Raw genomic sequence first — 25,361 nt, 5'->3', positions numbered from 1 at the left:
GATTAAACCCATTCTTAAAACTTCCTCATATTTCCCTCGTTTTCCGGAAGTAAACTGCTCAGTCTAGAAATCTTGATTAAGACTGGAATTTATTTCCATCTTATTCAAGTTTTGAGAGAAATATTCTCGCCGTAAATATAATTTGACATCCGCCTTTCACTCCCTTTTTCTTTTTTTAAAATCAAGTTGATTTCTGTGTAATGTGAGAAGTCAGCTTCGGGGAAGTGTGAGCGAATGAAAACCTGAAAACCTAAAACTCTAAAAAGGAGCTTATCATGTCGTACAGAACACTATTTTGTTTAGGATTTACTACATTATTAGCAGCAAGTTTTATGCCGACAATGGCAGTTAGAGCAATAACAAAGCCAATAACTGATAATATTGTACCATCACACACCGTTAATTCTCAACACGGTCAAGTTTCTTTAGAAAAAGATAAATCAACGAGTTTGGTCTTTGCTAGTGAAGAAACAAAGTCAACTGGAGTTCCTCAAGGCTCATCTCGTCCACCGAGAGGATAAACTATCTAATCAACCCTTCGTGTGTGACATTTCTAAACCTTGTCAAGATATAATATTGATGCCATCCGCAATCAAAATTGACTCACCTGATTTTTCAGGTGCAGTTTTTTATTAGATGACTTAATAAGGAGTGATCTGTTCACAAAGTACCTGATCGGTTTGATCAACCGTCGAATTATATTTTAAATAATCATTAAATTGAATACAAATCTGTCGAAGCAAAAAATTAATACTGTTAAATTTGCTAGTATCTAACTTCCAGAAAATCACTCGATTTTGTTGATCCGTCGCGACCAAAGTTTGAGCATCGGGACTAAAACTCACCGAGAGTATAGGTGCTGAACCGACTCTCAAAGTCGAAATTAAATTTCCGTAGCGATCCCAGAGTTTTACCGTACCGTCACTACTGGCAGAAGCAATTATTTCACCATTCGGACTAAAACTCACCTCATAAATTTCCCCTGTATGTCCACCCACTGCTGTTCTCGTATTCAGCCTTTCCCAGGTTGTATTCTGACCTTTCCAAAAATCGAGAGATCGATCAGCCATCGCCGCCACAATTAATTGTTCATCCCCATGAGAAGGGCTAAAACTCACTGATGAAAATTTATTTCCATTTCCAATTAGTGTTTGTAGACGTTGACCGTCACGGTTCCACAGAATAATTGTATTATCATCACTCGCTGATGCAATCAACTGACTATCAGAACTAAAACTGAGATCGTTGATTTGTTTTTGATGTCCTTTGAGCGTCTGTAAAAGATTACCCCTATTATCCCAAAGTCTAACAATTCTATCCTCACTCGCCGTAGCAATTAGTGTTCCATCCGGACTAAATTTTACTGTCCAAACCGGAGCATTATGAGGTAAGTTTTTGATCACTTCACCCTGAAGATTCCAAAGTTTTACCGTTTTATCCTGACTCGCAGAAGCGATCATTTTACCATCTGGACTAAAACTAATATTATTCACAATATCTCTATGTGCTGAAAAGGGGAGTTGTTGACTCAAGGTATAAGGAAGCTGTTGTTTTACCCGGCGATTAACTTTCCATAAAATTACTTGATTTTTTGCACTTACAGAAGCAATAATCTCACCATCTGGACTAAAAATAGGACTGTAAACTTTTTTATCCGGTTGAAAAACTTCAGGAATACCATTCAAGTTCCATAGTCTTACGGTGCTATCTCGACTCGCAGAAACAAGCATTTTACTATCAGGAGTAAAACTGACCTGATTGACAGCATCTCGATGACCTCGAATCGTGGTTTTTAAGATTCCTTCCCGGCTCCAAAAAATCATCTTACCATTAATGTCGGCTGTCACAATACATTGACTATCCGGACTATAACTAATACTATAAACGGGGTGTTTATGTTCCTCTAAACTATTCAAAAGTTGACCTTGACGACCCCAGAGTTTAACCTTTTGATCTGCACTAGCAGATGCAATAGTCTGACTATCAGGACTAAAAGCAATACTCCAAATTTTTCCTTCGTGAGCTTTGAAGGTTTTTAGCAGTTGACCTTGACGGTTCCAAAAGATTAAAGTTCCATTTTCATCTGCGGAGACAATCAGTTCACCATCCGGACTAAAAAGGACACTAGAAACCGGACTTGTATGACCTTTTAAAGTAGTAATTAAAGCTCCTTCAAGCGTCCAAAGTTTGACTGTTTGATCGCGACTAGCTGAAGCAATCGTTTGACCATCCGGACTAAAACTGACCCACTGAACAACATCTTCATGTCCTCTAATTGTTTGGATTATAGTTCCATCTCGTGTCCAGAGTTTAATCGTTTTGTCTAAGCTTGCTGACGCTATCATTTGACTATTAGGACTGAAAGTAACATATAAAATTGGTGCATCGTGTCCTTCTATTTCCTTAATAAGTTGACCTGCCAAGTTCCAAAGTTTAATTTTTTTATCTTCTCCCGCAGAAGCAATGAGTTGACCATCGTTGCTCACACTCACTCCAATTGCATTCCCAAAATCTCCCTCTAATCGATTCCGTTCTTGGAGTAAATTTACCACAGCCCAAAGTTTGTGTAAGGTTTCTTTTTCCAAAGAAGATTCAGTAAAGCTTTCTCTGAAATATTTTGCTCCTCTTAAAATACTCAAAGAAGCTTCCAACTGATTATTATCAATTAAAAAAGCAGTATAGTTAAAGTTTGCAGTTTCAATATTTTGACTTCTGAGTTGAGCTTTTTGTTCTCTCACCGTGATGGTACTGAGGATTGCTGTAGCCGAAAGAATAACCATTGCTAAACTTACACCCAACGATAGAATCAACTGTTTTTTCTTCCGTTTAATATTTGCCTGTGCTTCTTCGAGTGTTTGTTGAAGAACTTGATTTAGTTCTTTTTCTACTTGCTCTCGTTTTTCTCGTTCATAATCCAGTTGAGCAATGATTTCAGCACTGCGTTGTTGACGAATAAAATAAACTAAATAGTCGTGAACTAACTGATAGCGTCCTACCGGAATCTCCGGAAATAAACAGACTAATCCAGAGGCGACAAATATCTTCAAAACGGTATCTAAATTATGAGTTTTTTGCTCCACATAGCGAGCAAATTCTCTCAGTTCTCGCAATAAATCAGAGCGAGTTTTTAAAGGACGAGTATTGTTCTCATCAGTCAACAAGTAAAGCACTAATTCTGCCAATTGTTTATTTTCAGATCCACATTCAGCAATAACTTCCTCTAAATATTTTTCGACAAGTCTTAGAGTAGGCCCCTCTTTTTGATATTGTTCTAGCGTGGTAATTTCCATGGCTTGGAGTTGGGCACCAACCACTTGTAACTCAATTGGACGAACTTCATTTGATTCTTGAGCTAAATCTTTTACTAATTCATCAATTAAAGTTGTTTCTGGCTTAATTTGAGTGGTTTCTGTTAATTGATTAATTACAGATTTGGCTTCATCGGGCGATAAATTTCCAATATGATAGAGAATACTTTTATCAAGAACATTATCATTTACTGTTTCAAAATATTTAAGGCGATTTGCTTCTAACAAATAGTGTAAGTAGTCTTGTCTCAAAGAAAGAACGACTTTTACAAAAGGAGTATCTAAGCAAAATTTAAGAAATTGATAAAACTGTTTTCGTTGATCAGGTTCTTTACAAACAAAGAAAAATTCTTCAAATTGATCAAAAATGATCACAATTAGCAAATTATTTTTGAGACTTTTTTGAAGAAAAGTTTTTATTTCGTCCAATGTTTGACAATTTTTTGAGTCAAATTGAATAGAAGTTAGAAGACTAAAAGTTTCAGATAAGGCTTGACTTAATGCTTGAACCCAATTTGTATAATATCGTTGTAAAACAGGTAAAACTCGACGTTCTTCTACAAAAATATTTTTGAGTTGAGGAATTAAACCTGCTTGGATAATCGAGCTTTTTCCAACCCCAGAATGTCCATGAATCACAATTAATTTTCGGTCATTTAAGCGAATACGTCTAACTAAACGTTCGAGATCTCGCACTCGTCCAGATGCAGCAATTTCAGGGTTAATTTTTTGATTTTTTTCAACAAAAGGTAAACCGGGATTTGTAATCGATTGACTGTGAACCAGACGACCCGCACCAATAAACGCTCTTAATCCAAATTGTTGTTGAATTTCTCGCCGTTTTTGTTTCGTTGTAAACGCATCCAAATATTGCAGACTTTGAAAGTATAACTCCCATAATTGATTTAAAGTATCAACATAAAATTCTGGATCATATTCAGGTTTAGCAATTTTTTGAGCGTGTTTTAAAGTTGTAATTGCTTCTTCAATTTCACCTAAATTTTTTTGGGCTTTGGCGAGTGAGAATAAATACCAAGGTTTATGAAAAGACTTTTCCCAAATTAAATACGTGACTTCTTCATGTAAAATGGTCGTCAGTCTTTCTTGGACTTCCTGATCAAAAATATTGAGGGATTTTTCCGCTAACTTTTTGGCTTTTTTCCAGTTTTCTTTAGCGAAAGCGACTTCAGAAAGAAAATGATAACCTCTTGCTTGTCGAAACGGATGTGAATAAACTTTATGTAAGCCAACCGCTTTTTTAGCAACATCTTCGAGTTCATCCCACTGTTTGAGACGATATAAAGCTAACGCTAACGCATTGATAAATTTTGAGGCTAAATCTGGACGATTATCTTGTTTAAATTTATGGAGAGATTGCTGATAATAATTCTTAGCTAATAAATGAGATTGCTCTTGTTCTGAATGATTTAAGAAGGCATGACTATGCCACCAAAAACCGAGATAAAATAAAATATACCCCCAACGTTCTAAATTATCCGTTTGTTCCCAGAGTGCTAAACTTTTTTCATAATGTATTCGAGCGGTTTCTGTGGAATTATCACTGATCCGACCTAATACAAATTCTAAGCTAGCCGCTAGTTCTATATCAAGTTGAATATTACGTTTCTGGATATCTTCTTGAGCCAGTTCAAGTTCATTTCTCAGGGGTGAACCTTTTCCTAACTTTAAGCTTGAATCTTCTAAAAAAATACTCGCTCCACTATCTGAAATCGTTTGAAAGACATCATCGGTTGTTTTTTTAAGAAACTTTAACAGTTCTTTTTCACGAATCACAAACTCAAACGTTGTTGCCCAACTATGAAAATCAGGAACCAACCGAATCATCATTTGTAAAAGATGATCATCAATCCAGATAATCAAAGGAAATTTAAACTGACTAAACTCCTCTCGAATTTGATTTGTTGCTTTGAGAACTTCTTCAATATTATTAACAGATTCCAAACCAAAAATCATCAAAGCATGAGGTTTTGTTTCACCTAGACAATTTTTTATATTGGTATAAAGAGTCTTAGTTTCTACCTCTAAAATAATTTCTTGAATTTCAACTAAACATTTTTTTCGTAAGCTCCGCATAACTTTTTGACGTAAGTCTCGATAGTTACAACAGACAAAAACCAAAGAAAACTCATTGGAAAAATAATTAATTATTCTTAATAATGTTTTAAAAGATCTGTTGTTTTTACCCCTATTTTCATCGTCCATAAATTATTGTACCTCTGATTTAATTAAATTTAATACTGCCCTAATATTCATCAATAATAATGAGTGTATTTCAGCCGATTTAACGTTAACAAAAACTAAACTTATTCTATAAACTTGTTAAGTTAATATCACAAATAGAACAATTTTGAGATCGTTAATCATCAGTTTATTACTTTTTTAATTTCCACCCTGAAGTTTGATTTAACTGCCAATTTGTAAATAAAATTCACAAACAAAAACAACTGTAACGATGCTACTAATGAGTCTAGCGTCGTCTCTCTATTCTAACTCGTTCTAAATCAGAGTTGCAACTCCATTCCCCTTTCAAAAGAGATCACGTTAAATCCCTAACCTTTTAAACCACTTCATCCAATTCTTCCGTAATCACTCGTCGTATAATTTCAGTGACTTCTGCTGCTATTCGTGCATCCAATCGGATAGACTCATCATCAAAATTTTCCATATCTTGAATAGGAATTACACCCCGTAACGTCATCGCAATTGAACGCCATTTTGCCGAATTTCCTGTTGCTTTGGGTAAAGGATCAACAAACTGTACAAAAGCCATATAAGTCGTCTCTATCGTTTGTCTTAATGAACTTGGCCCATGACCTAACTTAGAAAGAATCACTGGAAAACGAATCACATTTTCTAATCCCAACATCTCCAACGCCACATCAACAAATCGAGCCGTATCTTTACCCAATCCCTTAATAATAGGTTTAAGACTATTCCAATTGACTCCCGGAATTTGTAGACTGGGATCAAGATAATAATGCCAGCCAACCATAGAAATAATTCGAGTTAAATCATAAGCAGAAAGCAAATTTTCACCTTTGTCAGTCTCAGAAACTGCTTTTAATAAAACCTCTTTTCGTTGACAATCAACCAATTCAGGATTCATAATCCAAGGACTTTCACCATAATCCCCCTGAAACTCTAAGTCATAGTTTCCCGTAATATTCTGTAGCCATTTCTCTAGTTTTTCCCGAGTTTCAAACCGCTTAAACATCGCCGATAAAGCATTAGAACTTTCAATTTGTTTTTCATAGCTAACAATATCCTCAACAATGGCATCAAAACTAGCTTTCATACACTCATCTTCTGGATTTTGAATCTGCCAATTTTCCACCGCAGAACAGGGAAATTTAGAATTCACTTGACTCAATACATTTAAAACCGGAATAATCTTCGTCGAACTCCAAAATTGAGCTTTTCTAAGCGGATTTTTACCCATCCACAATGTTTGTAATTCTTCCTGTTCCCAACGCCCCAGACAAATACAAGCTTCGGTAATTTCTTCATGCAGAAATGAGAGTGAATCTGGATTAATTTCAGGAATTTTCCCCAGTTGAGGATAGGGGCGAAATGTCATAGATTTCTGAAGCAGATATGTCGGATAGCGATCAATTTCATTTCGATAGGGTGAGTTTTCAATTCCTCGATCCAAAAAAGCTAAATGATTGGCGTTAGCCCCCTGATTCAGTTCAGTTTGTAATAGTTTTTTAAAAACTTTGTCCCGGTTAATCGCCTGCTTCAGTAAATTTTGATTCATTGTAATAGGTTCTTTAGCATCCGACAAAATGCTAGAGACTGTGAGTTGATTTTCTTTGGCAATAATTCAGTCTATACCGTTGCTTTGTACAGATCAATAACTACCCGACGACCATTGAATCAATCAACGATTACAATTGTCCCATTCCTCTAATATCTTTAAATTTTCACCGCATCAGGAACGAACTCTAACCCGTTTATAAGGATCTTGTTTTCTCACCCAAGCGAGGAATTTTTGCATTTGCGGCTGACTTCGCAAAGCATCGAGAGAATTGAGTTCGTTAGCAAGGTGAGTATTATCAAACAAAGTGTGAATTTGACGATGACAAGCCGAACAAATATTGACCGTCGGGCCGGGATCAAGTTTCTTGCGCTTGGTTTTCTGACGAGGAACAAGGTGATGTACCGTTAATTTAGGTAAATCTCGTTGACAGAGTTCGCATCTCATTCGATTTTTAACTCCCAAAGTCTTTTGTAGTTTAGATAATTACGATTTTATTACAAAAAATTAGAAATAAAAAAACCCCATCAGGGGCGAATATTATTGAACAAAAGCGATCTGAGAATTTAGAGGATGTACAACAACAGAAAGAGTACAATCCAGATCACATCAACAAAGTGCCAGTAAATCTCTGCCGCTTCCGGGCCAAAGTGACTCTCGCTGGTGTAGTGACCGTCTTTGCGACCTCGAAACAGAACCCCTAAAATTAACAGCACTCCAAAGGTAACGTGCATTCCGTGAAATCCAGTTAACACATAAAAGGAACTGGCATACACATTTGTAGTCAAGCCAAATTCTAGATTACTGTATTCAAAAATCTGACCCGCGAGGAAAGCAACACCCATCAGAGCCGTGATGATATACCATGTTCTCAAACCCGCTTGATCATTTTTCTTGATGGCAGCGGTGCCTTTATTCATCACAAAACTGCTCGTAATCAGAATCAGGGTATTAATTCCAGGAAGTAAGAGTTCGCGTTCAATGCCATCGGGGGGCCAGACTGTCGATTCCCCTCTAAAAATCAGATAGGCAGAAAATAGCCCCATAAAAATCATACTCTCACCCACCAAGAACACGATCACGCCCAATAGACGGAGATCGGGATGTTCTTCATGGCCATGAGCAGACATTTCTTGGGCTTGATAACCCATAGCGGTTTTTGTGTTGTCAATCGTTGAACCTTGCATGAATCTCTACGACAAATTAGGGTACAAATCAAAAATCATCAGGGGGAGAGGTTAGGCGAGAATCGGTACTTCTGTTATGCCAATTTGACGAACGGACAACCGATCACTGTCCTAACCCTCATTCCTAGAAACTCTCCTGACGTTGAAGCGAAGTTTACTCATCCAACAACGAAGAAGACTTCGCTTCAGAGAGGGGAACACCGTCTTGTTTACTCCGAGTTGAACCATTCGTTGCTTTTAAGCGTTCACGAATCGCTAGAGTTTTCTTCATTCCATAGTCGTAGGGGCCTGTTCTGAGGACAGGTGTACCTACAAAGTTCTCAATCGGAGGAGGAGAAGTTGTCATCCATTCCAGAGTGAGTCCATCCCAAGGATTATCCGGGGCTAAGGGGCCTTTGAACCAACTCCAAATCGCATTAATCAAGAAAGGAATAGTGGAAACCGCTAATACCGCAGTCCCAATCGTGCAGATCATATTGACATCTGCATATTTGGGGTCATACATCGCCACCCGACGGGGCATTCCCTGTAAGCCCAGATAGTGCATCGGTAAGAAGGTTAACGTCGTCCCAATGAACGTCAAAATGAAGTGAACAATACCCAGGGGTTCATTCAGCATCCGTCCGACCATTTTGGGGAACCAATGATAAATTCCCGAATAGATCGCAAATACCGCCCCACCAAACAGAACATAGTGGAAGTGAGCAACTACAAAGTAGCTGTCGTGAACGTGAATATCAAAAGGAACAGATGCCAACATGATTCCCGCTACCCCAGCAATCACAAAGGTAGACAGGAAACCCATTGCAAATAGCATCGCACTGTTGAGGCGCAGTTTACCGCCCCAAATCGTTGCTAGCCAGCCAAACACCTTAATTCCGGTGGGAACCGCGATGATCATCGTGGCGATCATAAAGAACATCCGCAACCAACCGGGAGTTCCACTGGTGAACATATGGTGCGCCCAGACAATTAAGCCTAAGAAGCTAATCGCCAGACTGGAAAAGGCGATCGCATGATAACCAAAAATCGGCTTACGAGCATGAACTGGAATCACATCAGAGATCACCCCAAAGAAGGGCAGAACCATGATATAAACCGCCGGGTGCGAATAGAACCAGAATAAATGTTGGTAAACTACCGGATCACCTCCTCCGGCTGGGTTGAAGAAGTTCGTCCCCGCCAGTAAGTCAAACGATAGGAGTACCAACGCACCTGCCAGTACAGGAGTCGAGAGTAAGATTAAAGCGGAAACGGCGATCATCGCCCAGCACATCAAGGGCATATCATACAAGCCCATGCTCGGAATCCGCATTTTGAAAATGGTGATCACAAAATTGAGTCCACCCAAGATCGAAGCCGTTCCAGCCAGTAGAACGCTCATAATCCACAGTTCTTGGCCGATTTTACCCGACACCAAACTTAAAGGGGGATAAGCAGTCCAACCCGCTTGCGGGGCGTTTTGAATCACCAAACTCACCAACAGCAAGATTCCAGACGGGGGAACCAGCCAGAAGGCGACAGCGTTGAGTTTCGGAAACGCCATATCTTTCGCCCCAATCATTAAGGGGATCAGATAGTTGGCAAAACCTGCACCCGCAGGCACGATCCACAGGAAGATCATGATCGTTCCGTGCAGGGTGAACAGGCTGTTGTACATTTCTGGTGTCACGAAGTCCGGATCGGGGGTGGCGAGTTCCGTCCGAATTACCCCTGCCATCGCGCCTCCGATTAGGAAGAAGATAAAAGCGGTGACAATATACTGAATGCCAATGACTTTGTGATCGGTACTAAAACCAAAAAAGTCTCGCCAGTGTCTTTCCTGATGGGCATGAGATTCAGGAAGATTAGTGTTTACATCTAACTGTGCTTGTGTCATGGGAAAAGAAAAAAAAGATGAAAACGGATAAAAAGTGGTTGTAACGGATTACCTCTATAACTGGGCTGCAAAAATTTTTGCTTCCCCGCGATCACTTAATCCGTTTTTCGTCATCGGTATCGATTTCTAGCAGAAGTTGAGAATTCGACAATTCCAAAATCCGTTCTAGAGGGAAATTGAGTGATAATTTCAGGGTTTGACGTTGCAGGTAACGTCTGTCTGGGTGTGAGGTGTTAGGAGAGGTGAGTTAACACGCAAACCTAATTCACCTCTAACCTCAAAGGGGTTACTGGGGATGAACTTCTGTCTGGATTTGTGCCAGGAGTTCCTCATTGACACCCATTTCTTTTGCATAAGGGGCGAGAAACTCGCTGTTCGACATTTCCTCCGGCTTCACGGCTAAAGTTTCCGCTAAGTTCGGATTTTGAGCAACAGCATTTTCTTGAACCCAGGCTTGATAGTCTTCAGGAGTCTGAACAATCATCTGAGTTCTCATTGCGCCATGATAGCCTCCGCACAGTTCTGCACAGACAACCGCATAGGTTCCCACTTTTGTCGTTTTGAACCGTAGTTCTGTGGTCATACCGGGGATCGCATCTTGCTTCAGACGCAATTCGGGTAACCAGAAAGCGTGAATCACATCTTGGGCGGTGATGTTGAGTTGTACATCTTGATCGACGGGAACGTGCAGTTCACCCGCTATAACACCACTATCAGCGTAGTTGAATAGCCAGGCATATTGCAGCCCCGAAACATCAACGACAACATTTGCATTTTGACCCAGTTCATCGGGACGGGCGCCAATTCCCAAAGCAATTTGAGAGCGTTCGGCTGGGGGAGTTGCCCCATTTTCTCCCGGTAAAGGGGCGGCGATCGCGCTTCCTCGCATTTTGGCGTGCGCTTCCATCGAGTGTTGACCCGACACCATGGGGTCAAGTCCACCCATTGCGTTATAGATCTCGAAGCTATAAATCCCGACGGCTAACACGGTAACAGCGGGAATTGCTGTCCAGAGAATTTCTAGCGATAAGTTGCCATGAATCGGCGGCCCATCGCTGTGATCACCGGGACGACGGCGAAATTTAAAAAATGCAATGACTAGAACTCCCTGAACGAGCAGGGTTAAGCCAAAAGAAATCGTTAGCATTAGTTGAAATAAGCTATCGACACTTGAAGCTTCTGCTGATGCCGCAGCAGGCATAAGACCGTTATTTTGGCCGTACCAGAGGCTGATGAGCGTTATGGCGATCCCAAACAGCATGGTTAAGATTGAACCGGGAATGTTCACTGTGATACCTCCTTAGTTTGGCACTCCCTTGTTTTTATACACTAGAGATCTGCGATGCAATTTTGTCTAGTGAATGATGATTTTAGACCAGGGTGATGGGGAAATTGGGGATAACGAGAAGACAATTAATGGCAAAATCTGTTCAATTTTTAACCTAAAACCTCACTCTATAAGGTATAGCAGATCACCAAGACAAGCGGTCTTTCTTACTAATTCTTAGACTTTTCTTTAGGATTCCGCTGAGTCGGAATCACGAGCCAAAGTGATAATACAAACCTCATTGCTTTTCTGAATTCAAATTAACATTTTTCTTAAAAACATTTCGGGTGGGCTTTACATAACTTAACAAACAAATAAAATCCGAAAACTTTGTAAAAGTCTGCCCATCTGCCGATTGTGTCGCTAAGGTAGATCAGTAGAACCGAGAATCCAGACTAGAGATTTAATGATGAGTGATTAATCGATGGGGTATGAGGATAAAGACCAATGGCAAAATCAATCCGTTAACCTTAAGCATTCTCTAAGAAGTGGGGTTGTCAACAACACAAAGCTTAGAGACAAAAGCTCAACCATTCATTGTCAATTCAAACTATAGACAGAATTCATGGCTAATACTGTCCTTCACAACAGAAATATTTCTACTGACGTTCAGCCCGCCGATCGCATTCGTCGCCTGGTCTGGAAACTCTGTATTGCCACTTTAATTTTAATGGCGATCGGTAGTGCCACACGGGTAATGAATGCGGGTCTTGCTTGCCCGGACTGGCCCCTGTGTTACGGTCAATTGGTGCCAACGGCTCAAATGAATTTGCAGGTGTTTCTAGAGTGGTTTCACCGTCTAGATGCTGCCATCATCGGTTTCGGGGCGCTGACTCTGTGTGGCTTATCGATGTGGTATCGACAAGAGTTACCCAAATGGCTACCTTGGGCGTCTACCTTTGCCCTGAGTTTGATTGTATTTCAAGGCATTCTCGGTGGCTTAACAGTAACAGAACTCCTACGGTTTGATATCGTCACCGCTCATCTCGGAACAGCCCTATTATTCTTTACCACCTTGCTGATCATCGGCTGTTCTATGATGCCCTACAAAGGCACAGGCCAATGCGGGAAACTCCCTTGGGTAAGCTTAACCGCAGCAATTTTAGTTTATCTTCAAAGTTTGATCGGTGGATTGGTTGCCTCTCAATGGGCATTACACCAATGTTTTGGCGGCACTCAACTCTGTACCGTCATGAATAGCCACATTGCAGGGGTTGTTCCTCCGACCGTTGCCACCTTAATTGTTGTGTTTTTAGCATGGCGAACTTCAGCTTTGCATCCAATGCTACGAAACTTAGCGAACTGGGCTGGTATTTGTGTAATAGCTCAGATTGCAGTGGGAGTTGCCACCTTCCGCTTGCATCTGCAAGTTGAACCTCTAACTGTTACTCATCAAGTGATTGCAGCCACATTGCTCGGAATACTGATTGCTTTGACCGTTCTGGCCTTTCGCGATCGCAACAGCCATAAAACAAGCAATACGTTCATCCCTTCAGCCAAGTCCTAACTGAGAATTTGGAACTCGGAATGAAATTCACTCATTCCCCATCGAAGAACACGTCAAAAGAGAAAATCAATGCAAGAGATTATTAGCAACAGCAGCGCTCGCCGCCACGAAAACTTGATCCAAGTGGTTCAGAGCTACTACCAACTCACTAAGCCTAGAATTATTCTGCTCCTGCTAATCACGACAGCCGCAGGGATGTGGTTAGCCGCTAAAGGAGAAGTTGATCCCCTATTATTGGTGATTACTCTTGCTAGCGGTACTTTTGCCGCAGGTTCAGCTAACACCATCAACTGTATCTATGACAGCGACATTGACTACATCATGGAACGGACACGCTGGCGGCCGATTCCCTCTGGACGAGTCAAACCCCGTCATGCTTTATTCTTTGCGATCGCTCTAGCGGTTCTTTCCTTTTCCTTACTGACTGTATTTGCCAACCTATTGGCAGCGGTATTAGCAATGTTAGGCATTGCCTTCTATGTCGTGATCTACACCCATTGGTTAAAGCGCAATAGTGTTCAAAATATTGTCATTGGTGGTGCAGCCGGTGCCTTTCCTCCTTTAGTCGGTTGGGCGGCTGTTACCGGAGATTTAAGCTGGGCGGCTTGGCTTCTATTTCTGATCATCTTTTTGTGGACTCCCCCTCATTTCTGGGCGTTGGCAATTATGATTCGCGATGAATATAAAGAAGTCGGCGTTCCTATGTTACCTGTGATTGCCGGAGATGAACCCACTGCTAAACAAATCTGGGTTTACACTCTGATTATGATTCCCTTCACCTTAATGTTGGTTTATCCTTTACACACCAGTGGTATCGTTTACGCCGCGATCGCTTTGGGTTTAGGGGCTATTTTTGTTCAGAAAGCTTGGCAGTTGTTACAGTCTCCTGAAGATAAAAAAGTTGCTCGTTCTTTGTTTAAATATTCCATCTTGTACATGATGTTGCTTTGTACTGGAATGGTAATTGATAGTTTACCTGTAACTCATCACATCGTTACCGCTTTCGGCGATCATCTCCACAGTTGGATGGGTAGTGCCGTTGCCGTTGTTTCATCGATTTATCAGGGATAACTCTCAAAAGATAACAACTGAATAAAATCACTTTCAGGTAGGCATCGTTTGTCTACCTGTTTGCTTGATAAAAGGCAAATTTAAAAGAATAAAACTATTTCGCCAACTCAGAAATAACTTTTGCCAAACCCGCAACAACTCGTGCTAACTTCTCAAAATCAATTTGATCAGCAGTATCTTCTTCTGTATGGTAATTAGGGTAGCGATAAGGAGCCGTGTCCGTTATCATAATTCCTTGATATCCTTGTTGCCAAAAAGACCATTGATCTGACCAACCTACCCCCGGAATAGAACCCGGTAACGAAACTCCTTGAGAGGGAAACTGAACATGACGACGAAACGAACCCACCGTTTTTCGGACTAAATCACTAGAGTTGAGATTGCCAATAAAACTAATAAAATGACCCCGATTGGGATACAATAAACCAATTACAGGAAGGGGATATTTTTGACTGTCTTCGGCATCAGAGAAATATCCCATTGTTTCTAAACTGAACATCGCTACCACATTTTCATTATTTTTGTGTAACTGTTTAGCGTAGACTAAACTTCCCATATTTTCAGTCCATAAAAAAGGAGGTTCTTCATTGGTAAATTCAACAAAACGAATTGTGCGTTGAGTTGATTGATTAGCAAATATTCGTGCAAGTTCTAGAGTTGCTGCGGCACCAGTACCATTATCGTTAGCCCCCGGACTGGTAAAAGCCGAATCATAATGAGCGCCAATCACAATAATTTCATTCGGTTTTTCTGTTCCCAAATGTTCAGCTTCAAGATTATAAAATGACTTTTCTTGAATTTTATACTCTTGTATTTTCACCTCATAATCGGCTTGAGTCAAAGCCATCTCCAAAAAAGTTTTAGCCGCATTCAGTTGTTCATATTGACCAATATTGCGTACACCAATCTCACCAGCAAGTTTTTGAACATCCTGTTTAAGTGAGTTTTGAAGGGCTATTTCTTCAGGTTGTAAAGCTGGAAGTTGCCCATTATAACTTTGTTGAGGCATCCGAAACATGGTCAACCATGCCCAGACCCCTAGAAACAGCAAGACCATAAAAAGGATCGCTAAACGAATCAAGGCAGATCGGTTGACAATCTTGACTTGAAATCGACTCTGGCTTGAGGATTGACGCATTACGGATGTCTCTGATGCTGATTTGAAGTCCTCGATTACAAAGAAATTACTCAAATAAATACGTTGAGGAAAGCCCTAAGCGATAAGATAAAATTTGTCTTATCCTTAACCCCCAAAAACCAACTCATCATGTCTGACTTTGATACAGGTTTACCCAGTATTCGCCAAGTTCAAACCTATACTCAAGAGAAACAGCCTATCGAAATTAAGCTACTCACCAATGATATTCTAGTCGGCACCGTATTTTGGCAAGATCATCACTGCATCTGCCTCCAAGACGAACATCAACAACCGATACTCGTTTGGCGACAGGCGATCGCTTACATCAAACCTAAAATCTAAAGCGTTGCAGGTTGTTTCGTTTCCGAGGGATTGCTTTCGGTTTTTGTTGAAGATGCAACTGTTTTAGCATTCCCTGGAGTGATCATCGGAATCAGATCACAACGAACCTGATTGAGATTTTGGAAGCCACCACACAGCAATAAGTGATCACCCGCTTGTAAGTCCATGGTCGGATGAGGCCAACGTAAAAATTTACCTTGACGGCGTAAGGCTTGCACTTGAACACTGTAGCGTCGAAGTAAATCAATTTCTGCTAAGGTTTTCCCGATCGCAAGACTATTTTCCAGGATCACTAACCATTGACAAGATACACTATCAGACGGAAGTTTAACCTCTCCTTTTGCCAGTTGATCTAAAATAGCTAATGCTTCGGGTTCTCCGACAAGTAGCAACCGATCACCTTTTTCAAGGGAAGTATTACTATTGGGATAATCAACTTCTTCTCCATTAGATCGGCGAATTGCCATTACACTTACTCCACTGAGATGACGTAAATCGGTTTGTTGAATCGTCATTCCTTCTAAGGGAGAATCTTCGGGGAGAGTGTACCATTTACTATTCATATTTTGCGCCGCTTGTTGTAAGTTGCGAGAAATTTGTATAGGAGATTCTTCGGGACGCAGATCGAGGTAATGACTGTTCCGAATTTTCTGGGTTTGTTGTTGAATTTGATTGAGGGGTAATCCTATACTCACCAGCAAATGAGTTGATAATTCTAAACTGGCTTCAAATTCCGGTTGTACGACTTCTTTGGCTCCTAAATGGTACAACAGTTCAATATCTTTATCTCGGTATGCCATCACGGTAATATCGAGATCGGGTGAATATTCTAGCGATCGCTTTAAACACAATCGAGTATTCATCGGATCAGGAAGTGCAATTGCCATCGCACAGGCGCGATCAACTCCTGCTGCTGCTAATACATGAGAACTTGCGGCATTCCCATACAAATAGGGGATTTTAGCATGGCGTAACTCTTGAATTGTCCGTTCAGAATGATCAATAACTATCACGGGATAGTCATGATTAATCAAGATTTGTACTAAGTTTCGTCCAACTCGTCCATACCCACAAACAATCACATGATTTTGTTGAGGTAAATCGTCAGAAATTGCAATGGGTAAAGAGGTTTCTTCTAATAGTGCAAATAACCAAGGTACATTTTCCATCCAGTCTAATAGACGAGGAATCAGTTGTAAAACAAAAGGAGTAATCACTAAGGTTACGGCTGTTGTTCCTAAAATGAGCAGATAAACTCGACGAGAAACTAAGCCTAAATTTTGTCCGGCACTTGCGAGTACAAACGAAAATTCTCCAATCTGAGCGAGTCCTAATCCGACAATAATTGAGGTTTTAGTGGTATAGCCAAAACTCCGAACAATCGGAATAATAATTAGTGATTTTCCCAGCACAACCAGACAAACTAATCCTAAAATTAGTTCTAAATGTTGCCACAAGAAAACCGGATCAATTAACATTCCTACAGCGACAAAAAATAAAGCAGCAAAAATATCACGCAGAGGTTCAACATAAGTCAGGGTTTGATCGGCGTATTCCACCTCAGAAATCATTAAACCCGCCACAAATGCACCCATTTCAATTGAAAATCCTAAATGTTCGGTTAATAACGCAATTCCTAAACATAAAACAACCACACCCAATAAAAACAATTCGCGGCTTTCAGTTTGAGCCAAAAAACGCAATAATGAGGGGATAATCCAAATACCCGCAGCAACAGCACCAAGCGCAAATAATCCAATTAATATTAAACTACGCCCAACGGCTAAACCCAGGGCTTCGGCGGGTTGATCTAAAGCAGGTAGAACCGCTAACATTAAGCCTAAAGCTAAATCCTGCACCACCAACATTCCCAACATCACTTGACCATGAGGGGTGGTGGTTTCGTTCCGTTCCATCAAGCATTTGAGGACAACAGCCGTTGAGGAAAGGGATAAAATAGCCCCGAGAAAGATGCCTTGAACCGGAGAACTCACCCAACCCACACCCAGAGAAACAACGGTTGTCAGCAGCATAGTTAGGATAATTTGTAAACCCCCTCCCCCCAAACTGATCGCTTGGACTTTCTTGAGTTCGGCAAAGGAAAACTCTACACCGAGAGCGAATAGCAGAAACGCAACGCCAAACTGGGCAAGGGTTTCGACTTGTATTAATTCTTTGATTACACCCAGTCCCGAAGGGCCGATAACGATACCGCCGATCAGATAGCCCAAGAGGGCAGGTTGTTTCAGCAAAGAAGCGAGTAAACCTCCGGCTGTTGCGGCGGCGAGAACGATCACTAAATCAACAATTAATCTAAAGTCTTCTTGCACGGATTTTAAATAAAACGACAAAATGTAACAACGTGTTAATTAAATATTAGGGTACTTCTCAAAAATGGGAGTGCCATATAAACAGGGAACAGGTGACAGGGAAGATTGATCATTGATCATTGATCACTGGTGACTGTTCACGGGTGACTGTTCACTCAAAAGAGGTAAGATGAAAATCTTAGATGTATTCAAGTTTTCCCCTTCTCCAACAGGGGGTTTGAGAATATCCCGTTGGCTAAAAAGTTTGATGCTAGGTTTGATGACTGTCGGCTTGACCATGGCAATTCCGGCGAGCGCTTCTTTTCAAGTTCAGGTGAAGCCGTCTTCTCCCCAGTTAGGCGATACGGTTTCGGTGACTTTAAATGCAACCGGAAATACACCGAGTTCTAACCCGAGTGTTGTATTAAATGGTAAAACTTATCCGATGTTTCCTCTCAGTGGAAATCGTTATCGAGCGTTAATTCCGACAATACCGTTAGATCAGCCCGGAACTCGACAACTCCAAGTCAGTGATGGTACTCAACAGCAGAGTCTCACCGTACAAGTGCGCGATCGCAGTTTCCCTACCCAGTCTATTTGGCTGTCAGACGATAAGAACAGCATTCAGGGGACTGATTTTGAATTTGACCGAGTGGATGCCTTCAAAGCCTTGGTAACGCCGGAAAAATATTGGAATGGGCCGTTTATGCGACCGAGTAACGGTTATGTCAGTACCATTTATGGGGTTCGCCGCTATTACAACGGTGAATTTGCCGAGAATTATTATCACCGAGGGGTTGACTATGCAGCAGGTACGGGTTCGCCTGTGATTGCACCTGCCGCGGGTCGGATCGCGTTGGTGGGGTTAGAGTCCCAAGGTTTTGAACTACACGGGAATACGGTGGGGATCGATCATGGTCAAGGAGTTAGCAGTATTTTGATTCATCTGAGTCGGGTTGATGTCAAAGAAGGGGATATGGTGAAAGCTGGTCAAGTTATTGGTGGAGTGGGTTCAACGGGAATTTCTACCGGGCCGCATTTACACTGGGGGTTATATGTTCACGCTCAAGCGGTTGATCCGGTACCTTGGCGATATGAAGGGGTAGAGTAAACAGTTATCAGTGAACAGTAAAAAGACAAGAGGCAATCTTGTAAAAGGCAATCTTGTAAAAGGCAATCTTGTAAAAGGCAATCTTGTAAAAGGCAATCTTGTAAAAGGTAATTCTAAACTCCTGACTCCTGTCTCCCCCTGCACCCCACCTCCCCCTGCACCCCACCTCCCCCTGCACCCCACCTCCCCACCTCCCCCTGCACCCCACCTCCCCATAGGCATTTCAGACTTTTTTTGCGAAAGGGGTTGCACAAAAACCTAGTATGTGTGTTATGCTAGCTAGCGTTGAAGTAATAACAAACCGTGTAGGGAAAAAGGAGGTGATGCCCATGATTGAAAGTAGTAAACGCATGGGTCACCTGATTGGAAAATGCCGGCTGTGCGCCGGAGCTGACTATTAGAGTTAGGCTAGTTTCCCTCTGGAGCTACAGATGTTCTAGAAGGAGTGGCTGCTCTCAAGAGTTCTTCCGGCAGTCAGGTTCCAATTCAGATGACCCGCTAGACCGCTCTCATCCCCAAAATGCCAAAGCCTAGTGCTGAAGCTATTCCGGGTGGGAGCGGATAGTTATTTTAAGGGCAATCAACCTTAGTTGTTGAGTAGAACGAGATTCAAAATGGCCGAAGTATTGCAAGAAACTCAAGTCAAAGAAATGGCGTCTGAGGTTCCCGACTGGAAGGTTGAGGGAAAAGAATTGAAGCAGGTGATGAAGTTTAAGGATTTTGTCACAGCAATGGATTTTGTGAACAAGTTGATCGAACCCGCTGAAGCAGCAGGACATCATCCAGATATTGCCATTTCTTACAACACAGTAACGATTAGTTTAACTTCCCATGATGCGGGGGGTTTAACAGAAAAAGATTTTGCGATGGCGAAGCAAATTTCTAGTCTGAAGTAAATTTTAGGTTTCACAGGAAAGCTGAAACCCGCAGTTGATCGCCTTAGAGAAAGTTCGTTCTTGGGCTTTCTCTGATTGAGGTTAAACTCTAAGCAAATCGAGATATTCTCTACAAAATCTCTACATTTGGTCAAAAATAACGGATAATAGGAGGAGAGTAGTGTTGCAGTCTGAGCAACTCGATCTGATGTGATGACCGCTGTTCAGCATCTACGAACCCTATGATTTTTCAGAATCCAGAATATTTAAAAGAGTTAGCCGAACAAGCAGAATTAATTGAAAAGCTATTAGATATCGGCGCCGCTTTATCGAGTACCCAAAACTTGAGTACCCTACTCAATTTGATTTTAGCCAAGAGTCGGGAAATTACTTGTAGTGATGCGGGTAGTGTTTATTTGGTAGACTCCACCGACAATACTCCGAAGTTATTGTTTAAAGTCGCTCAAAATGTCTCCCTTCCTAACCTGTCGTTTCGAGAGTTTGCAATTCCCCTCACCGATAGGAGTTTAGCGGGTTATGTAGCGTTGACTGGGGAAAGCTTGAATATTCCCGATGCGTATCAGTTACCCCCCGACAAACCCTATCGCCTTGATAGCAGTTTTGATCGCGATATTAGCTACCTGACTCGTTCAGTATTGGTTCTTCCGATGCAAAACCGTCAGGGAGAAACGATGGGAGTGCTTCAGTTGATCAACCGCAAAGTTAGATCCGATGTGACGCTGGTGCCTGAAAATACGCTGGAAATGACTCAACCCTATGGAGAATGGGAAGAACAAATTTTGCGAAGTCTGGCTTCTCAGGCCGCAATTTCCATTGAACGCAATGCCCTTCAAGATAGTATTGAATCCCTTTTTGAAGGATTTGTCAAGGCTTCCGTGCAAGTGATTGAACAGCGAGATCCCTGCACTTTTGGTCATTCGGAACGAGTTGCACAGTTAACCGTCCGTTTAGCCGAAGAAATTAACACGACGACAAACGGTTCTTTGGCAGAAATTACCTTTAGCGATCGCCAAATTCAAGAAATCCGTTATGCTGCATTATTGCATGATTTTGGTAAAATTGGGGTTCCCGAAGCGATTTTAACTAAGTCTAAAAAGTTATATCCCCACCAGTTAGAAGTGATTCGTCAACGTTTTGCACTCGCCAGGCGAACTCTCGAATGGGAATGTACTCAAGCTAAATATGAACTGTTGCTGAAAAATAGCAATCAAAAATCGACAAAGACTGAAAATTTACCGCCTGATCAAATTGAACAGTTAGACGCGAACTTAAGCCAAGCAATTCAGCAGTTAAACGATTGTTGGAATATACTCTTAGAAGCAAATGAACCCCAAGCTACTGAGAAAAAACCCGTCGATAAACTGTCAAAATTAACTCAAATAGTGTATCGGGATATTGATGGAGAAACAAAACCTTTAATTACTCCCAAAGAAATGAATTTGCTGTTGGTTAAACAGGGGAATTTGACTCCAGAAGAACGGTTAGTTATCGAGTCTCATGTGACGCATACTTATAAGTTTCTAGAGAAAATTCCCTGGACAAAAGACCTAAAAGATGTTCCCACAATTGCCTATGGACACCATGAAAAACTTGATGGTACAGGCTATCCTTTAAATTTAAAACAGGCGGAAATTTCGATGCAGGCGCAGATGATGGCAATTGCGGATATTTATGATGCGCTAACAGCCGGAGACAAGCCTTATCAGCATGGTTTACCAACGATAACCGCTTTAAAAATCCTACGCAAAGAAGCCGCTCAAAATAAAGTTAATCCAGAGATTTTAGAACTATTTGAACAACGTCAGGTTTATCAAGTGATTGGACATAGTTTAGATGTGGTGATGAAATTGGCGTAAAAAACGGGTAGATAATAAAGCGATCAAATTGAGTTTAAATTATTGTCGTTCAGGGTGGAAAGATTGTGATGAAATAGAATAATTAGCTTTAAAAAATAAGGAGATTAGAATGACGCCGGAAATAAGAATTGGATGGTATCAAAACCCTGTATCATTTTGCAAATTAGCTCGATTTCTGCTAATATTCTGCTCATCTCCTGTATTTTTAGGCTTAAGTTCTAGTCGTATTTTAGCTGAATATTCAGAGACTTTAGAACAACTCCAACGTTACAGTCAAGAAGGACGCAAAAATACCTCAGCGAGTCAAGTGACTTCAGTTTCCCAACTGTCTGATGTTTACCCCACCGACTGGGCGTTTCAAGCGTTACAATCTTTAGTTGAACGGTTTGGCTGTATTGCAGGTTATCCTGATGGAACTTTTCGCGGAAATCGTTCGTTAACCCGCTATGAATTTGCAGGGGGTTTAAATGCTTGTTTGGAACGAATTAACGAGTTATTAAACGCCGCAGTTGAAGACAGTTTAACCGAAGATGAATTTATCGCCTTACAACGGTTACAAAATGAATTTGCAGCCGAATTAAGTTTACTTAGAGGTCAAGTTACAGACTTAGAAGACCGGACAGAAGTTTTAGTCGCTAATCAATTTTCAACGACAACAAAACTCACCGGAGAAGGTATTTTTGCGATTACTGATGCTTGGGGTGATGATATTGCCTTTCGAGGAACGGAAGAAAACCGCAATCAAACTGTTTTTCAGTATAGAGTTCGTCTCAATTTTAACACCAGTTTTACAGGTGAAGATTTACTCCTGACTCGCCTCCAAATGGGAAACGCCGAACCGTTTAATTTGGGATTTACTCGCCAGGGAACACAAACCTTTAATTTTCGTGGAGATACAGAAAGTCAAGTTGAATTAGAACGATTATATTATCAGTTTCCAATTAACAATCAACTGCAATTAACCTTAGCCGCAAAAGGAGTAACTTGGGATGATTTTGTCCCCACCGTTAACCCCTATTTAGATGATAGAGATGGTGGAAATGGGAGTTTAAGTACCTTTGGTCAACGCAACCCGATTTATCGCATTGGTGCGGGTCGCGGAATGGGTTTGCATTATCGCTTTAATGAACAGTTTTTAAACGGAATTTTTGGGTCTACTTCGGTTTCTGTGGGTTATCTGGCTGCAAATGCGGGAGATGCGAGTCAGGGAAATGGTTTGTTTAATGGAGATTATGCAACTTTAGCCCAAATTACCGTAACACCGAGAGAAAATTTACAGTTTGCTTTTACTTACAATCACGCCTATTCAACGCCGGGAAATTTTGGCTTTGATAATGGTTTAAGAAATGGTTTAGTTGTTGACCGAAATAGAGATAATATTGATGGAAATGCAATTAATGGTGTAACTGGGAGTGGAATTGCCAACTCTATTTTAGGCTTAAGCGAGGGAATTAATTCAGGTGGAATTGCAGCAGGAGTGGTGAGTAATTCTTATGGTTTACAAGCTTCATGGCGAATTAATCGTAAAATTGTTTTAAGCGGTTGGGGAGGATATACTGATGCGAGAGTGATTAATATTGGTGATGGGCAAATTTGGAATTTTGCGGTAACATTAGGGTTGCCAGACTTATTTAAAGAAGGAAGTTTAGGCGGAATTGTTATCGGTCGAGAACCCTATTTAAACGATATTGATGCGCCGGATGAATTAAAATTTGAGTTTCCCAACGACCAATCTTGGCATTTAGAAGCGTTTTATCGCTATCCGGTGAATGATAAAATTTCGATTACTCCGGGGATTATTTTTATTACAAATCCCAACCAAGATAGCCGCAATGATGATATCCTGATTGGGACGTTAAGAACAACATTTTCTTTTTAATCTGAGTTTCCTTTTATCCCTATAGCAAGGAACTCTCAAAGGTTATAATGATTGAATACTATTGTCTGTAGACTAATAGTCTCTGCATTGAGATGATTATACAATGGCAGATATTAATGAGGCTTTAGGTCAAGTTCTAGTCAAGTACAGAGCAATAGCAAAAATCTCGCAAGAGGAACTCGCTGACAGAGCAGGTATTCACCGCACTTACGTCAGTCAGATAGAGCGTGGCTTGAAATCACCTACTTTGTCTGTCCTATTTCAGATTGCAACATCTTTAAACACCACTGCCAGTGTGTTGATAGCTGAAGTTGAACAGACATTAAATGACATACATAACTAATCCGAGATTCAAGATTTTTTGTGGATTTGAGGTTAATGGGCAGCATATAGATTCTGCGTTGCATCAAACCAATGATTTTTTAGAAACTATCCCTTCAACCGTGTATAAAAATATTGATTACAAGACTACAAGTTCAATTGTTGGCTCTATGTTCTGCCAGGCTATAGCAGGAGTAACAGGCGCAATTGTCAATCCTATTGAAAAAGGACACCCTGATGTTATTCCTCCAGAAGGAGAATATGCATCAGAAGAAGAACTGCGTAATTATCCAGTAGGTCTTGAGATTAAATGTACAGTTGGGAATATTACCAAAGGAGCAAATTTGAGAGCTGGACAACCCAGAATCAACTCTTTAGAAGGAATCACTTGGCAAGCACATCATCAAGAAGTCGAAGAACTTTTAGGGCTGGTTTGGGATTTTGTCCAAAGTGAACATGACTTTAACTATCCAAAGGTGACGGGAGTTTTTTATGCTGACAATCTAACTACAGACGATTGGGGTAGTATAAGCGGTACAGTAGGTAGAAACACAAAAGTGACAGGTATGAAGGTGAGTGGAAAAGAAAAAATGGGACAGGGATGGGTCGCTTTGATTGATAATCCTCAGTACAAAAATCTCTATCAAAGAATTCTAAAGTTTTCTATCTAGAAGAAAGCTGAAAAAGTTCAAGCTGCTCACTAGCCTTGTGAGACCGATAATAAATAACTTCCTTGCTAGTCTTACCTGCCACTCCCTTTAATTCTAACAGTGGCTTAAAGGGTAAATAATCCCCTTGATGTCCTTCACAGAATATAATTTCTCCCTTCCTTACCCTTGCCCATGTTGCCAGTTTCTTGTAGTCGATCAGCTTACTACTATAGCGATAGCCTTTTCCAGTATCCTCTTTGTAGGGAGGATCAATAAACCAAGTAGCCTCTATGTCAGAAGCTAGAGTGTAATCACCACTAATAATACGCCAGTGCTTAATCTTAAATAAATTTTCTGACATATATCGTTTGCTAATCTCCCAATTTCTCGCAAGAACAGGAGTAACCTTAATAGTTTTATAGTGAAATGCCATTTTTGTGGCAGCATGGATGATGTGAAGAAACTCAGAACTTTTTTCACCAATCTCTAAATCAGGAAGATTTTTAATCTCAGATGGAGTAGCTTCATTGATTAGCCATTGCCAAATATCAGAAACACGCTCATCTCTCTCAATTAAGATGACGTTTCTCTTCCAGTGATCTCCGTACAGGGAGTAAGCTGCTGAACCTGCAAACGGTTCAATTATAGTCTCGAAATTAGGACACGGGTAGTGCTTCGCTATCTGTTTTTTTCTACCGTAGTAATAAAACATTCACTTTTATAGTATTTGAATACTATAGTATTAAATTTACGTGTAAGTGTCAAGTGATGTCTATTAGTGAGCTGTCTTTCTCACGTTGCT

Annotated in this window: 19 protein-coding genes; 10 read left to right on the top strand and 9 right to left on the bottom strand. The window is 40.8% G+C overall.

The window, feature by feature from the left end; translation table 11 throughout:
* Positions 1 to 275: 275 nt before the first annotated feature.
* The gene (locus M595_RS03080; RefSeq protein ID WP_152983526.1) at positions 276 to 521 is read left to right on the top strand and encodes a hypothetical protein; all 246 of its coding nucleotides are present in this window, start codon (positions 276 to 278) and stop codon (positions 519 to 521) included.
* Between the two features lie 120 nt (positions 522 to 641).
* On the opposite strand, the gene M595_RS03075 is transcribed toward M595_RS03080, so the two are convergent.
* The 6 genes from M595_RS03075 to M595_RS03050 all read right to left on the bottom strand — a co-directional run bounded on the left by M595_RS03075 (position 642) and on the right by M595_RS03050 (position 11,413).
* Positions 642 to 5,402 carry an nSTAND1 domain-containing NTPase gene (locus M595_RS03075; protein ID WP_238987014.1) on the bottom strand — a complete coding sequence of 1,587 codons (4,761 nt, stop codon included), beginning with the start codon at positions 5,400 to 5,402 and terminating at the stop codon, positions 642 to 644.
* Positions 5,403 to 5,886: 484 nt separating this feature from the next.
* Positions 5,887 to 7,086, bottom strand: coding sequence for a hypothetical protein (locus M595_RS03070; protein ID WP_023064470.1), 1,200 nt, complete (start codon positions 7,084 to 7,086; stop codon positions 5,887 to 5,889).
* 174 nt (positions 7,087 to 7,260) lie between these two features.
* Positions 7,261 to 7,533: an HNH endonuclease gene (locus M595_RS03065; RefSeq protein WP_023064561.1), complete on the bottom strand. Its 273-nt coding sequence runs from the start codon at positions 7,531 to 7,533 to the stop codon at positions 7,261 to 7,263.
* 119 nt (positions 7,534 to 7,652) lie between these two features.
* Positions 7,653 to 8,273, bottom strand: a complete 621-nt coding sequence (locus M595_RS03060; protein WP_023064501.1) for a cytochrome c oxidase subunit 3 — start codon at positions 8,271 to 8,273, stop codon at positions 7,653 to 7,655.
* Between the two features lie 154 nt (positions 8,274 to 8,427).
* On the bottom strand, positions 8,428 to 10,152 hold the full coding sequence (gene ctaD / locus M595_RS03055) for a cytochrome c oxidase subunit I (RefSeq protein WP_023064584.1): 1,725 nt from the start codon (positions 10,150 to 10,152) through the stop codon (positions 8,428 to 8,430).
* A gap of 286 nt (positions 10,153 to 10,438) precedes the next feature.
* Positions 10,439 to 11,413, bottom strand: coding sequence for a cytochrome c oxidase subunit II transmembrane domain-containing protein (locus M595_RS03050; protein ID WP_203419002.1), 975 nt, complete (start codon positions 11,411 to 11,413; stop codon positions 10,439 to 10,441).
* Positions 11,414 to 12,044: 631 nt separating this feature from the next.
* Between M595_RS03050 and M595_RS03045 the strand changes: the two genes are divergently transcribed.
* Both M595_RS03045 and M595_RS03040 read left to right on the top strand, forming a co-directional pair.
* The gene (locus M595_RS03045) at positions 12,045 to 12,986 is read left to right on the top strand and encodes a COX15/CtaA family protein (protein ID WP_023064610.1); all 942 of its coding nucleotides are present in this window, start codon (positions 12,045 to 12,047) and stop codon (positions 12,984 to 12,986) included.
* A 69-nt stretch (positions 12,987 to 13,055) separates the two neighbouring features.
* A complete protein-coding gene (locus M595_RS03040) occupies positions 13,056 to 14,057 on the top strand; it encodes a heme o synthase (protein WP_023064572.1) in 1,002 nt (333 codons plus the stop codon).
* Between the two features lie 94 nt (positions 14,058 to 14,151).
* Here M595_RS03040 and M595_RS03035 read toward each other — a convergent pair whose 3' ends face one another.
* Positions 14,152 to 15,195, bottom strand: coding sequence for a M28 family peptidase (locus tag M595_RS03035; RefSeq protein WP_040483492.1), 1,044 nt, complete (start codon positions 15,193 to 15,195; stop codon positions 14,152 to 14,154).
* A 129-nt stretch (positions 15,196 to 15,324) separates the two neighbouring features.
* Between M595_RS03035 and M595_RS03030 the strand changes: the two genes are divergently transcribed.
* Positions 15,325 to 15,537 (top strand): Hfq-related RNA-binding protein, encoded by a 213-nt coding sequence (locus tag M595_RS03030; protein ID WP_023064511.1) that lies wholly within the window; start codon positions 15,325 to 15,327, stop codon positions 15,535 to 15,537.
* On the opposite strand, the gene M595_RS03025 is transcribed toward M595_RS03030, so the two are convergent.
* Positions 15,534 to 17,867 (bottom strand): cation:proton antiporter domain-containing protein, encoded by a 2,334-nt coding sequence (locus tag M595_RS03025; protein WP_023064554.1) that lies wholly within the window; start codon positions 17,865 to 17,867, stop codon positions 15,534 to 15,536. The two genes, M595_RS03030 and M595_RS03025, sit on opposite strands and share 4 nt — an antisense overlap.
* 169 nt (positions 17,868 to 18,036) lie before the next feature.
* Between M595_RS03025 and M595_RS03020 the strand changes: the two genes are divergently transcribed.
* The 6 genes from M595_RS03020 to M595_RS02990 all read left to right on the top strand — a co-directional run bounded on the left by M595_RS03020 (position 18,037) and on the right by M595_RS02990 (position 24,580).
* Complete coding sequence (locus M595_RS03020; protein WP_083492765.1) at positions 18,037 to 18,957, top strand: M23 family metallopeptidase; 921 nt, start codon at positions 18,037 to 18,039, stop codon at positions 18,955 to 18,957.
* Between the two features lie 614 nt (positions 18,958 to 19,571).
* The gene (locus M595_RS03010; protein ID WP_023064593.1) at positions 19,572 to 19,853 is read left to right on the top strand and encodes a 4a-hydroxytetrahydrobiopterin dehydratase; all 282 of its coding nucleotides are present in this window, start codon (positions 19,572 to 19,574) and stop codon (positions 19,851 to 19,853) included.
* A 221-nt stretch (positions 19,854 to 20,074) separates the two neighbouring features.
* Positions 20,075 to 21,709 carry an HD family phosphohydrolase gene (locus M595_RS03005; protein ID WP_023064583.1) on the top strand — a complete coding sequence of 545 codons (1,635 nt, stop codon included), beginning with the start codon at positions 20,075 to 20,077 and terminating at the stop codon, positions 21,707 to 21,709.
* A 109-nt stretch (positions 21,710 to 21,818) separates the two neighbouring features.
* Positions 21,819 to 23,588: an iron uptake porin gene (locus tag M595_RS03000; RefSeq protein WP_023064512.1), complete on the top strand. Its 1,770-nt coding sequence runs from the start codon at positions 21,819 to 21,821 to the stop codon at positions 23,586 to 23,588.
* A 103-nt stretch (positions 23,589 to 23,691) separates the two neighbouring features.
* Positions 23,692 to 23,931, top strand: a complete 240-nt coding sequence (locus tag M595_RS02995; RefSeq protein WP_040483490.1) for a helix-turn-helix domain-containing protein — start codon at positions 23,692 to 23,694, stop codon at positions 23,929 to 23,931.
* Entirely contained in the window at positions 23,915 to 24,580 is a 666-nt protein-coding gene (locus M595_RS02990) for a hypothetical protein (RefSeq protein ID WP_040483489.1), read from the top strand. The genes M595_RS02995 and M595_RS02990 overlap by 17 nt, the downstream gene beginning before the upstream one ends.
* Here M595_RS02990 and M595_RS31700 read toward each other — a convergent pair.
* Positions 24,573 to 25,271 carry a hypothetical protein gene (locus tag M595_RS31700; protein WP_023064586.1) on the bottom strand — a complete coding sequence of 233 codons (699 nt, stop codon included), beginning with the start codon at positions 25,269 to 25,271 and terminating at the stop codon, positions 24,573 to 24,575. The two genes, M595_RS02990 and M595_RS31700, sit on opposite strands and share 8 nt — an antisense overlap.
* Positions 25,272 to 25,361 lie beyond the last annotated feature (90 nt).

The sequence above is a fragment of the Lyngbya aestuarii BL J genome, from assembly GCF_000478195.2.
In the GTDB taxonomy this organism is placed as follows: Bacteria; Cyanobacteriota; Cyanobacteriia; order Cyanobacteriales; family Microcoleaceae; genus Capilliphycus; species Capilliphycus aestuarii.
The sequence above is the reverse complement of the archived record's forward strand: the minus strand, read 5'-3'. Positions and strand labels throughout refer to the sequence as shown.